A 13,336-nucleotide genomic window follows, 5' to 3' on the forward strand; every position below is an offset into this window, starting at 1 on the left:
GGCGGGCCCTCCGGGTGGTTCAGCTGGGCAGGCGCAGCGTGACGGCGCTCTGGAGCAGCTCCGGTCCGGTCCAGGTGGAGCGGGTGCCCGCGTAGGCGGTGCCGAAGTCGGCGGTGCCGAGCAGGAGTTGCTTCTTGGTGCCGGTGGGTGCGGTGACCGGGGCCAGGACGCCGGACGGGGCCTTGACGGTGACGGCCGTGCCGATGCGGTAGGCGGTCACCTTGTTGTCGGCGATCGCCTTGTCCCAGGCGGCGCGGCGGCTGAGTTCGACGCCGGTGTCCTTCATGCTCTGGTTGACGATCGGTGCGCTGGGCGCGTACAGGCCCCGGTAGGTGTCGAGGACCTGGTTGAGCACCGGGTACAGGGTGCGGTCCTCGGCGAGGTTGGACTGGTGCACGTAGTGCGGCCGGGGGTCGTTGGCCAGCACGTGGCGCAGGGCCGTGCGGGCCTCCTGCGGGACGATGTAGTCGAGGTAGCCGGTGGTGGCGTCCACCGGCGCGGGCAGACAGGTCGAGGTCCCCGGGTTGTCCTCGCAGATCCCGCTGCCGCCGTGGGCGCGGCTGGTGTAGATCCAGTTGTACTCGTCGGCCATCTCGGCGTTGGTGCCCGTGTTGTAGTACACGTTCATCGGGTGGCGCGGGACGGTCAGGGCGGCGCCGAGGGCGCGCTGCGCGGGCTCGCGGGAGTTGTCGCTGCCCGCCCACTTCACGCCGTTGTCGGCCAGCGCCCCGGCCAGGTTGGGGTTGTCCTGGGGCTGCTGCGGGTTGGTCTTGAGGCCCGAGTGCTCACCGGTGACCAGCTCGGTGCGGTCGGTGGTGATGCCCTTGGCAGCGGCCCAGTTGTTGTTGTCGCGGATCTGCGCCGAGATCTCCGCGCGGCTCATGTACTGGATCGCGCCCTGGGCGTTCTTCTTGCAGGTCCACGGGGAGGTGGTGGTGTCCTGGACGCAGCCGAGGAACGGGTGCGTGTAGGTGTGGTTCATCCAGCGGTACTTGGCCCGGTCGGCCACCAGCTGCGCGGTGAGGGCGTCGGTGCCGCCGTTCTCCGCCTTCCACTCCTCGCCCGCGCCCGCGTTGAAGAGCATGTCCAGCTTGAAGTTCTTGGACGTCTGCCACTGCGCCGCGTACTGGGCGTCGGCGGCCGTCATCCGGATGGTGCTCTCCAGGCCCTCGCCGCCCGCGCAGGCGTAGTCGCCGGGCGTGCAGTTGAGCTCCTTGTTCCAGCGGGCGTCGGGGGCGAAGACGTCGTCGACGTGGACCGCGAAGTAGTTGCGGCTCTGGCCGAGGTGGACGCCCTGGGTGAGCCAGTCGACGATGCCGCGGGCCAGCAGCCGGAACTGCTGCTGGTACTGGTTGTAGCCGAAGGTGACGACGAGTTCGCTGCGCCCGTCGTGGGTGTACTCGCCGACGAGCGAGGCCCGCCCGGAGCCGACGGGGGCGTCGAGGTAGCTGGTGTAGCCGGCCCGCGGCTTGCCCATGAACCCGAAGCTCTCGGGGACGAGCGCGGAATTGTCCTCGAAGGCGACCTGTCCGCCGAGGTAGGCGAAGGGGCCCGCCTTGCCGGCCGGGGTGACCGCGGCCTGGGTGCCGTCGAGCTGGCCGCTGTACCCGCCGTTGTCCGTGTACTCGAGCCCCACCCCCGGGTGGGCCCAGGTGTAGGCGTCGACCTGGCGGATCCCGTACGTCGTCTCGTACGCGGTGAGGGCGGCCATCTCGGCGGACCCCTCGCCGAAGGGGTTCTCGTTCGGCAGGACGACGCCCTGGTACTTGGCGCGCGGGCGGCCGTCGACGGTGTCGCTGAGGTAGGCCGCGTTGATCACCGGGCGGCTGCTGCTGCCCAGCTGCACCCGGGTGTAGGGCACCCCGGTGTCGCGGAGCTCCGCGGTGATCGCCTCGACCGAGCTGCCGCCGTCGTCGACGACGAGCACCTTCAGGTCGATGCGTGGCGCCGTGGCCGCGTGGGCGGACGCGGCGGGCAGTGCGACGGAGATCAGGGCCGCCGCGGCGCATGCGGCGGCGATCCTGTTCATCCGGTTCTTGTTGACCATTTCGGCCTTTCCCCCCGCAGGCGTCCCTCGACTCCGGCCCTTTGGCGGTAGGCCTGGCCGGGGAGGCTCTGTGGAAATCATGCAAAGGAACCCCGCGTCCCCTTGCGAGAGTGGACCGAGTCTTTCGGACCTCGTCAGGTCTACGAGGCAAACCTGGAGCAGAGGACACAGATGGGTGAACCTGCTGGCCCCTTGATCGAACAACTTGCCAAACCTTCGAGTGACGTACGGACGAGTACGTACGCGTAGGCTCATTTCTGGCGGCCGACGGGCCGGATTACGATCGCTGCGGAGCGGCCGGCGACCCTGACGTGACCGCAGCCCCGCACACACAAACGGAAGCGAGACTTCACCACCGTGACTGCTCTGACTCTCAGCACTGCCGGCGCGGCGACGCTCCGCGCCGATGCCCTCGTGGTCGGCGTGGCGAAGGGCCCCAAGGGCCTCGTCGTCGCCCAGGGCGCCGAGGCCGTGGACAAGGCGTACGACGGAAAGCTCGCCGCCGTGCTCGACGCCCTCGGAGCCTCGGGCGCCGAAGGCGAGATCACCAAGCTGGCGGCCCCGGCCGGCCTCAAGGTTCCCGTCGTGCTGGCGGTCGGGCTCGGTTCCGCCCCCGAGGACGACGAGTCCTTCGACGAGGAGGTGCTGCGCCGCGCGGCCGGCGCTGCGGCCCGTGCGCTGCACGGCCGCAAGAAGGCCGCCTTCGCCCTCCCCCTGGACGACGCCTCCGCCGTCACCGCCGTGGCCGAGGGCGCACTGCTGGGCGCCTACGCCTTCACCGCCTACCAGGGCGGCGAGAAGAAGTCCGGCAACGGTGACAAGAACGCCGGCCCCAAGCAGCCCCTCGCCGAGGTGGCCCTGCTGGGCGCCAAGCCGCGCGACAAGGAGCACAAGGCCGCGGCCGAGCGCGCCTCGGTCGTCGCGACCGAGGTCAACGTCGCCCGTGACCTCGTGAACACCCCGCCGAACGACCTCACCCCCGAGGCCTTCGCCGCCGTCGCGTCCGCGACCGCCAAGGAGAACGGCGTCAAGGTCCAGATCCTGGACGAGAAGGCCCTGGTCAAGGGCGGCTACGGCGGCATCATGGGCGTCGGCAAGGGCTCCGAGAACCCGCCGCGCCTGGTGAAGCTGTCCTACACCCACCCCAAGGCGGAGAAGACCCTCGCCTTCGTCGGCAAGGGCATCACCTACGACTCGGGCGGCATCTCCCTGAAGCCGGCCGGCCACAACGAGACGATGAAGTGCGACATGGCCGGCGCCGCCGCCGTCTTCGCCTCCGTCGTCGCGGTCGCCAAGCTGGGCCTTCGGGTCAACGTCACCGGCTGGCTCGCCCTCGCCGAGAACATGCCCTCCGGCTCCGCCACCCGCCCGGGTGACGTGCTGCGCATGTACAGCGGCAAGACCGTCGAGGTGCTCAACACCGACGCCGAGGGCCGTCTGGTCCTGGGTGACGCGCTGACCAAGGCCTCCGAGGACAACCCGGACGCGATCGTCGACGTCGCCACCCTGACCGGCGCGATGGTGCTGGCGCTGGGCGACCGCACCTTCGGCGTCATGGCCAACGACGACGCCTTCCGCACCTCCCTGCACGAGATCGCCGAGGAGGTCGGCGAGGCCTCCTGGCCGATGCCGCTCCCCGAGGAGCTGCGCAAGACCATGGACTCCCCCACCGCCGACATGGCGAACATGGGTGTCCGGATGGGCGGCGGCCTGGTGGCCGGCCTCTTCCTGCGCGAGTTCGTCGGCGAGGGCATCACCTGGGCCCACCTCGACATCGCCGGTCCGGCCTTCCACGAGGGTGCCCCGTACGGCTACACCCCCAAGGGCGGCACCGGCTCGGCCGTGCGTACCCTGGTGCGCCTGGCCGAGCGCACGGCCACGGGCGATCTGGGCTGACGCAGCCCCGGTCCGCTGGATGTGACATGTCTCAAGCCCTGGTCGTCCACTCGATCGGGGCTTGAGGCATGTTCACCGACAACGAAATCCGTAGGTTTCTACGCACTGGTAACCCCCGCTTCGGGCAGAACGACCTGCCACATCGTGGGCCCGGCGTCCCGCGTTCCCCCGACAAATGCGAAGATGGGTTCTCGGCAGGACAGGGCCCCCACCACAGGGCCGAAGAACTAGCGGCCGATTACCAGCCGCCGCCCGGTCACAGAGGACCGGTGCCCGGCGCACATGCATGGAGGACGTGACGTGGCGAACGACGCCAGCACCGTTTTCGACCTAGTGATCCTCGGCGGTGGCAGTGGCGGTTACGCCGCAGCTCTGCGCGCATCCCAGCTGGGTCTGGACGTTGCCCTGATCGAGAAGAACAAGCTCGGCGGCACCTGCCTGCACAACGGCTGCATCCCCACGAAGGCTCTGCTGCACGCGGGCGAGATCGCGGACCAGGCCCGCGAGGCCGCCCAGTTCGGTGTCAAGGCCTCTTTCGAGGGCATCGACATCGCGGGTGTGCACAAGTACAAGGACGAGGTCATCTCGGGCCTGTACAAGGGCCTGCAGGGCCTGGTCGCCTCCCGCAAGGTGACCTACATCGAGGGTGAGGGCCGCCTCTCCTCGCCGACCTCCGTCGACGTGAACGGCCAGCGCATCCAGGGCCGCCACATCCTGCTGGCGACCGGCTCCGTGCCGAAGTCGCTGCCGGGCCTGGACATCGACGGCAACCGCATCATCTCCTCCGACCACGCGCTGGTGCTGGACCGCGTCCCGCAGTCCGCGATCGTGCTCGGCGGCGGCGTCATCGGCGTCGAGTTCGCCTCCGCGTGGAAGTCCTTCGGCACCGACATCACCATCGTCGAGGGCCTCAAGCACCTCGTGCCGGTCGAGGACGAGAACAGCTCGAAGCTGCTGGAGCGCGCGTTCCGCAAGCGCGGGATCAAGTTCAACCTCGGCACCTTCTTCGACAAGGCCGAGTACACCGAGAGCGGCGTCCGCGTGACGCTGGCCGACGGCAAGACCTTCGAGGCCGAGGTGCTGCTGGTCGCCATCGGCCGCGGTCCGGTCTCGCAGGGCCTGGGCTACGAGGAGCAGGGCGTCGCGATGGACCGCGGCTACGTCCTGGTCGACGAGTACATGCAGACCAACGTGCCGACCATCTCGGCCGTCGGTGACCTCGTCCCGACCCTCCAGCTCGCGCACGTCGGCTTCGCCGAGGGCATCCTGGTCGCGGAGCGTCTGGCCGGCCTCAAGGCCGTCCCGATCGACTACGACGGTGTCCCGCGCGTCACCTACTGCCACCCCGAGGTCGCTTCCGTCGGCATCACCGAGGCCAAGGCCAAGGAGATCTACGGTGCGGACAAGGTCGTGGCCCTGAAGTACAACCTGGCGGGCAACGGCAAGAGCAAGATCCTGAAGACCGCGGGCGAGATCAAGCTCGTCCAGGTCAAGGACGGTGCCGTGGTCGGCGTCCACATGGTCGGTGACCGGATGGGCGAGCAGGTCGGAGAGGCCCAGCTGATCTACAACTGGGAGGCTCTGCCGGCCGAGGTCGCGCAGCTCATCCACGCGCACCCGACCCAGAACGAGGCGCTCGGCGAGGCCCACCTGGCCCTGGCCGGCAAGCCGCTGCACTCCCACGACTAATCGTCTCGGGCGCGACGACCACTTCCGCACTTTCGTAAGGAGCAACAGAAACCATGTCGGTTTCCGTAACCCTTCCGGCGCTCGGCGAGAGCGTCACTGAGGGCACTGTCACCCGCTGGCTGAAGGCCGAGGGCGAGCGCGTCGAGGCCGACGAGCCGCTGCTCGAGGTCTCGACCGACAAGGTCGACACCGAGATCCCCTCGCCCGTCGCCGGCATCCTGGCCTCCATCAAGGTCGCCGAGGACGAGACCGTCGAGGTCGGCGCCGAGCTGGCCGTCATCGACGACGGCTCCGGCGCCCCGGCCGAGGCTGCGGCTCCGGCCGCCGAGCCGGCCGCTGCCGAGGCCCCGGCCGCCGAGGCCCCGGTCGCGGAGGCCCCCGCGGCCCCCGCCCCGGCAGCCGAGGCCCCCGCCGCTGCCGCTCCGGCTGCCGCCGGTACGGATGTCGTGCTCCCCGCCCTGGGCGAGTCCGTCACCGAGGGCACCGTCACCCGCTGGCTGAAGCAGGTCGGCGAGTCCGTCGAGGCCGACGAGCCGCTGCTCGAGGTCTCCACGGACAAGGTCGACACCGAGATCCCGGCGCCGGTCTCCGGCACGCTGCTGGAGATCCGGATCGGTGAGGACGAGACCGCCGAGGTCGGCGCCGTTCTGGCCGTCATCGGCGCTGCCGGTGCCGCCCCCGCGGCCGCCCCGGCCCCCGCCGCCCCGGCCCCGGCCCCGGTCGCTGCCCCGGCGGCTCCGGCCCCGGTCGCCGCTCCGGCCCCGGTCGCCGCTCCGGCTCCGGCCGCGGCCCCCGCTCCGGCTCCGGCTCCGGCTCCGGCTCCGGTCCAGGCTGCCGCCCCGGTGGCCGCTCCGGCTCCGGTGACCCCGGCTCCGGCCGCTGCCCCGGCCGCCCCGGCGTTCGCCGGTGACGAGGCCGCGTACGTGACCCCGCTGGTGCGCAAGCTCGCCTCGGAGTCCGGCGTCGACCTGTCGCAGGTCTCGGGCACCGGTGTCGGTGGCCGTATCCGCAAGCAGGACGTCCTGGCCGCCGCCGAGGCCGCCAAGGCCGCTGCCGCCGCTCCGGCGCCGGCTGCTGCCGCTCCGGCCGCGAAGGCCCCGGCCGCCGCGGTGTCCGAGCTGCGCGGTCAGACGGTCAAGATGACCCGCATGCGCAAGGTCATCGGCGACAACATGATGAAGGCCCTGCACTCGCAGGCGCAGCTCAGCTCCGTGGTCGAGGTGGACATCACCAAGATCATGAAGCTGCGCGAGAAGGCCAAGGCCGGCTTCCTCGCCCGCGAGGGCGTCAAGCTGTCCCCGATGCCGTTCTTCGTCAAGGCCGCTGCCCAGGCGCTGAAGGCCCACGCGGTCGTCAACGCCCGGATCAACGAGGACGAGGGCACCATCACCTACTTCGACTCGGAGAACATCGGCATCGCCGTGGACTCCGAGAAGGGCCTGATGACCCCGGTCATCAAGGGTGCCGGTGACCTCAACCTGGCGGGCATCTCCAAGGCGACCGCCGATCTGGCCGCCAAGGTCCGCGGCAACAAGATCACGCCGGACGAGCTGTCGGGCGCGACCTTCACCATCAGCAACACCGGCTCGCGCGGTGCGCTGTTCGACACGGTCATCGTGCCGCCGAACCAGGTCGCCATCCTGGGCATCGGTGCCACGGTCAAGCGCCCGGTGGTCATCGAGACCGCCGAGGGCACGAACATCGGCATCCGCGACATGACGTACCTGACCCTGTCCTACGACCACCGCCTGGTGGACGGCGCGGACGCGGCCCGGTACCTCTCGGCCGTCAAGGCGATCCTCGAGGCCGGCGAGTTCGAGGTCGAGCTCGGTCTCTAAGGGCCTGCACGACCTGAACACGGTCGGCTTGTAACCAGCCTCACCGTCGGCGCCCCCGTCCGGAATACTTCCGGACGGGGGCGCCGCCGTATTGTCTACGCATCAGGCCCCGCGCGACCTGCCCAGCCATCAGGAGATGAAGCCCCGATGATCACCCCACCCGTCGTGCACTCGCTGCGCGAGCAGATCCGCGAGCACATCGTGGAGGGGATCGTCAGCGGACGCTGGAAGCCCGGCGAGCGGATCGTGGAGCGCCGGATCGCCGTGGAGCTGGAAGTCAGCCAGACGCCCGTGCGCGAGGCCCTGCGCGAGCTGGAGACCCTGCGGCTGATCGAGTCGGCGCCGAACAAGGGCGTGCGCGTACGCAACCTCTCGGCCGCGGACCTGGAGGAGATCTACCCGGTCCGGGCGGGCCTGGAGCAGATCGCGGCGGAGCTGGCCGCGCCCCGGCTGGCGGCCGACTGCACGGCCCTGGAGCCGCACGTCGCGGCCCTGTGGGAGGCCGACCGCACCGAGGACGGCACGGCCCAGGTGCGGCACACGGTGGGCTTCCACCGGGAGATGGTCCGGGCGGCCGGGAACAGCGTGCTGCTGCACACCTGGGAGAGCCTGGGCATCGAGGTGTTCACGGCCCTGTCCATCCGCTGGCTCGGAACGGTCCAGAAGTCCTACGCCGAGGAGCACGAGGCCCTCGTCGACGCCTTCCGCAATCAGGATCCGGACATCGGTCTGCTGGTGAAGCGGCACGTGCTGGGCTGCGCACCCCGCGCCTGACCCGGCTCTTTGCCCTGGTTTGACCGGCACTGCGTGCCTTGTTTCCTGGCACGCGGTGCCGACTTTCGTCACTTCGACATTTTCTCGCCACATTTGTTTGATCGATCATCGATCAGCGATTTACAGTCGGTGCGGACCTCAACCAGGTCCAACGACCCTGTCCTGCCCGTCAGGGATTTTTTCACCACCTCTCCTTTGTCCGGAAGGCGGCGCACACCGATGTCCGACCCCGTAGGAAAGCTTCCGAGCGAGCTCGACCAGCTCCCGGACCGCGACACCGAGGAGACCGCCGAATGGGCGGCCTCCCTCGACGCCGTCGCCCAGGCCGCCGGTACGCGCCGCGCCGAATACCTGCTCCGCCGCACGCTCCAGCACGCCGAGGCCGCCGGCCTCGCGCTGCCGAAGCTGCTGGAGACGGACTACGTCAACACCATCCCCACCGCCGCGGAGCCGGAGTTCCCCGGTGACGAGGCGATGGAAGCCAGGATCACCGCCTGGAACCGCTGGAACGCGGCCGCCATGGTGACCCGCGGCTCCAAGTACGGCGTCGGCGGCCACATCGCCACCTTCGCCTCCGCCGCGTGGCTCTACGAGACCGGCTTCCAGCACTTCTTCCGCGGGAAGGAGGCCGACGGATCGGGCGACCAGCTCTACATCCAGGGCCACGCCTCCCCCGGCATCTACGCCCGCGCCTTCCTCGACGGCCGGATCTCCGAGCAGCAGCTCGACAACTTCCGCCAGGAGTCCGGCGGCAACGGCCTGCCGTCCTACCCGCACCCGCGGCGCCTGCCGTGGCTGTGGGAGTTCCCCACGGTCTCCATGGGCCTCGGCCCGCTCTCCGCGATCTACCAGGCGCGCTTCAACCGCTACCTGCAGAACCGGAGCATCAAGGACACCGCCAACTCGCACGTCTGGGCCTTCCTGGGCGACGGCGAGATGGACGAGCCCGAGTCGACCGCCGCCCTGGCCCTCGCCTCCCGCGAGCAGCTCGACAACCTGACCTTCGTCATCAACTGCAACCTGCAGCGCCTCGACGGTCCGGTCCGCGCCAACTTCCGCGTGGTCCAGGAGCTGGAGGCCCAGTTCCGCGGCGCCGGCTGGAACGTCATCAAGTCGCTGTGGGGCTCCGCCTGGGACGAGCTGTTCCAGCTCGACACCACGGGCGCCCTGGTACGCCGCCTGCGCGAGGTACCGGACGCGCAGTTCCAGACGTACGCGACCCGCGACGTGGCCTACATCCGCCAGCACTTCTTCGGCGCCGACGCCGAGCTCGTGCAGCTGGCCGGTGTGCTCTCCGACGCGAAGATCGCCGAGTGCTTCCACAGCTCCCGCGGCGGCCACGAGCCCCGCAAGGTCTACGCCGCGTACAAGGCCGCCCTGGAGCACAAGGGCGCGCCGACGGTCATCCTGGCGCAGACCGTCAAGGGCTACACGCTGGGTGCCGGGTTCGAGTCGAAGAACGCGAACCACCAGATGAAGAAGCTGACGATCGACGAGTTCAAGGACATGCGTGACCTCCTTGGCCTGCCGATCCCGGACAGCGCCTTCGCCGACGGCCAGGTCCCGTACGGCCACCCGGGCGCGAACAGCCCCGAGGTCCAGTACCTGAACGAGCGCCGCGCGGCCCTCGGCGGCCCCGCCCCGGCCCGCAAGGTCAAGCACGTGGCCCTGCCCGCCCCGGCGGACCGCTCCTTCGCCCCGCTGCTCAAGGGCTCCGGCAAGCAGGAGATGGCCACCACCATGGCCTTCGTCCGCCTCGTCAAGGACCTGATGCGGGACAAGGAGACCGGCAAGCGCTGGGTGCCGATCGTCCCCGACGAGGCCCGCACCTTCGGCATGGAGTCCCTCTTCCCGTCGGCCGGCATCTACTCGCCGCTGGGCCAGACGTACGAGCCGGTCGACCGCGACCAGCTCATGTACTACAAGGAAGCCAAGGACGGCCAGATCCTCAACGAGGGGATCACCGAGGCCGGCGCCATGGCCGACTTCATCGCCGCCTGCACGTCGTACGCGACGCACGGCGAGCCGATGATCCCGTTCTACATCTTCTACTCGATGTTCGGCTGGCAGCGCACCGCCGACCAGATGTGGCAGCTCGCCGACCAGCTCGGCAAGGGCTTCATCGTCGGCGCCACCGCCGGCCGCACCACGCTGACCGGTGAGGGCCTGCAGCACGCGGACGGCCACTCGCACCTGATCGCGTCCACGAACCCGGCGTCGCTCAACTACGACCCGGCCTTCGCGTTCGAGATCGCGGTGATCGTCAAGGACGGTCTGCGCCGGATGTACGGCGAGAAGCCGGAAGACGTCTTCTACTACCTGACGGTCTACAACGAGCCGAAGGTGCAGCCCGCGATCCCCGAGGGCGTCGAGGAGGGCATCCTCAAGGGTCTCTACCGCTTCAACACGGCGGCCGACCTCGCGGAGGCGGCCCCGGCCGCCGACGCCCCGAAGATCCAGCTGATGGCCTCCGGTACGGCGATCCACTGGGCGCTCGAGGCGCAGAAGCTCCTCGCCGCCGACTGGAACGTGGCCGCCGACGTCTGGTCCGCCACCTCCTGGGGCGAGCTGCGGCGCGACGCGCTGGAGTGCGACGAGGCACTGCTGCGCGGCGAGGTGCGCACCCCGTACGTCACCCGCGCGCTGGAGGGCGTCACCAGCCCGGTCCTCGCCGTCTCCGACTGGATGCGTCAGGTCCCGGACCAGATCAGCCAGTGGGTGGAGCAGGACTGGACCTCGCTGGGTACGGACGGCTTCGGCCTGTCCGACACCCGTGAGGGCGCCCGCCGTCACTTCGGTGTCGACGCCCAGTCGATCGTGGTGGCCGCGCTGGCCCAGCTCGCCCGCCGCGGCGAGGTGCCGGCGTCCTCCATCAAGGAAGCCCGCGAGCGCTACGGCCTCTGAGTTCTGAGCACCGCACACGGCGAAAGGCCGGTGTCCACCCCGCCAACGGGGTCGGACACCGGCCTTTCGCCGTGTGCGCGGTGGCGGCGCGGGGGCGGACCCGTGATGCTGGAGCCGTGATGGACGAGACGGAGTTCTGGGAGATCGTCGACCGTACCCGCGAGGCCGCCGAGGGCGACCCCGAGGAGCATGCCGAGCTGCTCGTGGAACGGCTGGCGCAGCTGGACCCGGACTCCGTCCTGGACTTCGCCCGGCACTTCGAGTCGCGGTACAACCGTGCGTACACCTGGGACCTGTGGGGCGCCGCCTGGGTGCTGCTCGACGGCGCGAGCGACGACGCCTTCGACTACTTCCGCTGCTGGCTGATCGGCCAGGGCCGGGAGGTCTTCGAGGGCGGTGTGCACGACCCCGACCAGCTGGCGGAGCTGCTGGGGGAGTTCGACGAGGAGATCGACGGGGACGGCGAGGAGCTCGGGTACGCGGCCGACGAGGCCTACGAGCAGCTGACCGGCTCGGTGGCGCCGGACCTCGGGGTGCCGCTCCAGCCGGCCGAGCCGGAGGGCACCCCGCTGGACTTCGAGAACGAAGGCGTGCTCGCGGAGCGCTTCCCCCGGCTCTGGGACCGTTTCCGGGACTGACCGGCGGCTCAGTAGTGGGTGCCGCCGTCGATGCGGATCTCCGTACCGGTGATGAAGGCGCCGTCCTCGGAGCCCAGCATGGCGACCACGCCGGCCACGGTCTGCGGGCCGGCGAAGCCCTGGCCGAGGGCCGGGGCGAGCTTGGTGAACAGCGACCAGTCGGTGTCCTCGGGCAGGCCGGGGCCGGTGCCGGTGGTCATGCCGGACTCGATGGAGCCGGGCGCCACGGCGACGAAGCGCAGCCCCTGCTTGCTGTACTCGGCGGCCAGGGCGTGGGTCATGGACTGGATGCCGCCCTTGCTGGCCGCGTAGGCCGACATGTAGGGGTGGGCGAAGGACGCCGAGGTGGAGCTGAAGTTCACGACGACGGGCTGGTCGCCCTCCAACAGCGCCGGGAGGGTTTCGCGGATCATCAGGAAGGTGCCGGTGAGGTTGACCGAGATGATCTTGTTCCAGAAGTCCAGCGTCGTCTGGTGGGTGTGCGCGGAACGCAGGATGCCGGCGGCGTTGACGAGTACGTCGAGTCCGCCGAGGATTCCGACGGCGGCGGGGACACCGGCCTGCACCGCGCTCTCGTCGGATATGTCGAGGAGGGCGGTGGTCAGCCGGTCCGCGTGCCCGTCGGCGGCGGCCCGCTCGGCCGTCGCCTTGAGGCCGGACTCGCTGACGTCCACGGTGTGGACGCGGCCGCCTTCGGCGAGGATGCGGTGGACGGTGGCCTGGCCGATGCCGGATCCGCCGCCGGTGATGAGGACGCGACGTCCTTCGTAACGGTTCATGGGGGTGAGAGTACCGAGTGGATGACACGTTTTGCCAGAGCGTCAAAGCGTGCAATCAGCTGCGCGCGCGAGGGGTACGCTTCACCTCGTGAGATCCCCACGTCCGTACTCTCCCCAGGCCGGCCCCGGAACCCAGTCGCTGACCGAGCGCCGCAAGGCCGCCACCCAGCTCGACATCGCCCGCGCGGCGTGCGAGCTCTTCGCCGAGCACGGCCCCGACGGCACCACCGCCGAGGACATCGCCCACCGGGCGGGCGTGGCGCTGCGCACGTTCTACCGCTACTTCCGCAACAAGCAGGAGGCGGTGGCCCCGCTGCTCGCGGGCGGCGGTGACGCCTGGCGCGCACTGCTCGCCGAGGAGGACCCCGGCACCCCGCTCACGGAAGCGCTGGAACGCGCCGTCACCCGCTCGCTGAGCGGGCCCCAGGCGGTTGCCGAGGGCCTGGAGGTGACCCGCGGGCTGCTGCGCGCGGCGACGACCGACGAGGCCCTGCGCGCGGTCTGGTACCGGGTGAACCAGGACTCCGAGGAGCGCCTGGTCCCGGTGGTGTCCCGGCTGGCCGGACCGGACGCCGACGCGCTGGCCGTCCGCCTGCTCGCCGCGGCGGCCACGGACGCGATCCGCATCTCCCTGGAACTCTGGTCGGCCACGGACGCCCCGGTGTCGGGCCCCGGCTCCCCCGCCGAACTCGCGGTGCGCTGCCTGCGCGACCTGACCGGCGCGATGCCCTTGCTGCGCTGAGTCCGGCGCAGCAAGGGCATCGGTCCGCG

9 protein-coding genes are annotated in these 13,336 nt (G+C 70.6%); 7 read left to right on the top strand and 2 right to left on the bottom strand.

Annotation, left to right across the window (positions count from 1 at the left end):
• Nucleotides 1-19: 19 nt before the first annotated feature.
• On the bottom strand, nt 20-2,047 hold the full coding sequence (locus tag IO30_RS0131320; protein WP_051859738.1) for a hypothetical protein: 2,028 nt from the start codon (nt 2,045-2,047) through the stop codon (nt 20-22).
• A 357-nt stretch (nt 2,048-2,404) separates the two neighbouring features.
• Between IO30_RS0131320 and IO30_RS0131325 the strand changes: the two genes are divergently transcribed.
• From IO30_RS0131325 to IO30_RS0131350, 6 genes are all read left to right on the top strand, one after another.
• Nucleotides 2,405-3,943, top strand: a complete 1,539-nt coding sequence (locus IO30_RS0131325) for a leucyl aminopeptidase (protein ID WP_031148588.1) — start codon at nt 2,405-2,407, stop codon at nt 3,941-3,943.
• 300 nt (nt 3,944-4,243) lie between these two features.
• Nucleotides 4,244-5,632, top strand: coding sequence for a dihydrolipoyl dehydrogenase (gene lpdA / locus IO30_RS0131330; protein WP_031148590.1), 1,389 nt, complete (start codon nt 4,244-4,246; stop codon nt 5,630-5,632).
• Between the two features lie 53 nt (nt 5,633-5,685).
• A complete protein-coding gene (gene sucB, locus IO30_RS0131335) occupies nt 5,686-7,470 on the top strand; it encodes a 2-oxoglutarate dehydrogenase, E2 component, dihydrolipoamide succinyltransferase (RefSeq protein ID WP_031148592.1) in 1,785 nt (594 codons plus the stop codon).
• A 150-nt stretch (nt 7,471-7,620) separates the two neighbouring features.
• Entirely contained in the window at nt 7,621-8,244 is a 624-nt protein-coding gene (locus IO30_RS0131340; protein WP_031148594.1) for a GntR family transcriptional regulator, read from the top strand.
• 219 nt (nt 8,245-8,463) lie between these two features.
• On the top strand, nt 8,464-11,148 hold the full coding sequence (aceE, locus tag IO30_RS0131345) for a pyruvate dehydrogenase (acetyl-transferring), homodimeric type (protein ID WP_031148596.1): 2,685 nt from the start codon (nt 8,464-8,466) through the stop codon (nt 11,146-11,148).
• Between the two features lie 119 nt (nt 11,149-11,267).
• The gene (locus tag IO30_RS0131350) at nt 11,268-11,786 is read left to right on the top strand and encodes a DUF4240 domain-containing protein (protein WP_031148598.1); all 519 of its coding nucleotides are present in this window, start codon (nt 11,268-11,270) and stop codon (nt 11,784-11,786) included.
• Between the two features lie 8 nt (nt 11,787-11,794).
• Here the strand turns inward: IO30_RS0131350 and IO30_RS0131355 are convergent, their stop codons facing one another.
• Nucleotides 11,795-12,565: an SDR family NAD(P)-dependent oxidoreductase gene (locus IO30_RS0131355; protein WP_031148600.1), complete on the bottom strand. Its 771-nt coding sequence runs from the start codon at nt 12,563-12,565 to the stop codon at nt 11,795-11,797.
• An 88-nt stretch (nt 12,566-12,653) separates the two neighbouring features.
• On the opposite strand from IO30_RS0131355, the gene IO30_RS0131360 reads away from it, so the two are divergent.
• Nucleotides 12,654-13,307, top strand: a complete 654-nt coding sequence (locus IO30_RS0131360) for a TetR/AcrR family transcriptional regulator (protein WP_031148603.1) — start codon at nt 12,654-12,656, stop codon at nt 13,305-13,307.
• The last annotated feature ends 29 nt before the right edge of the window (nt 13,308-13,336 follow it).

This window comes from Streptomyces xanthophaeus, assembly GCF_000725805.1.
GTDB classification, from domain to species: Bacteria; Actinomycetota; Actinomycetes; order Streptomycetales; family Streptomycetaceae; genus Streptomyces; species Streptomyces xanthophaeus.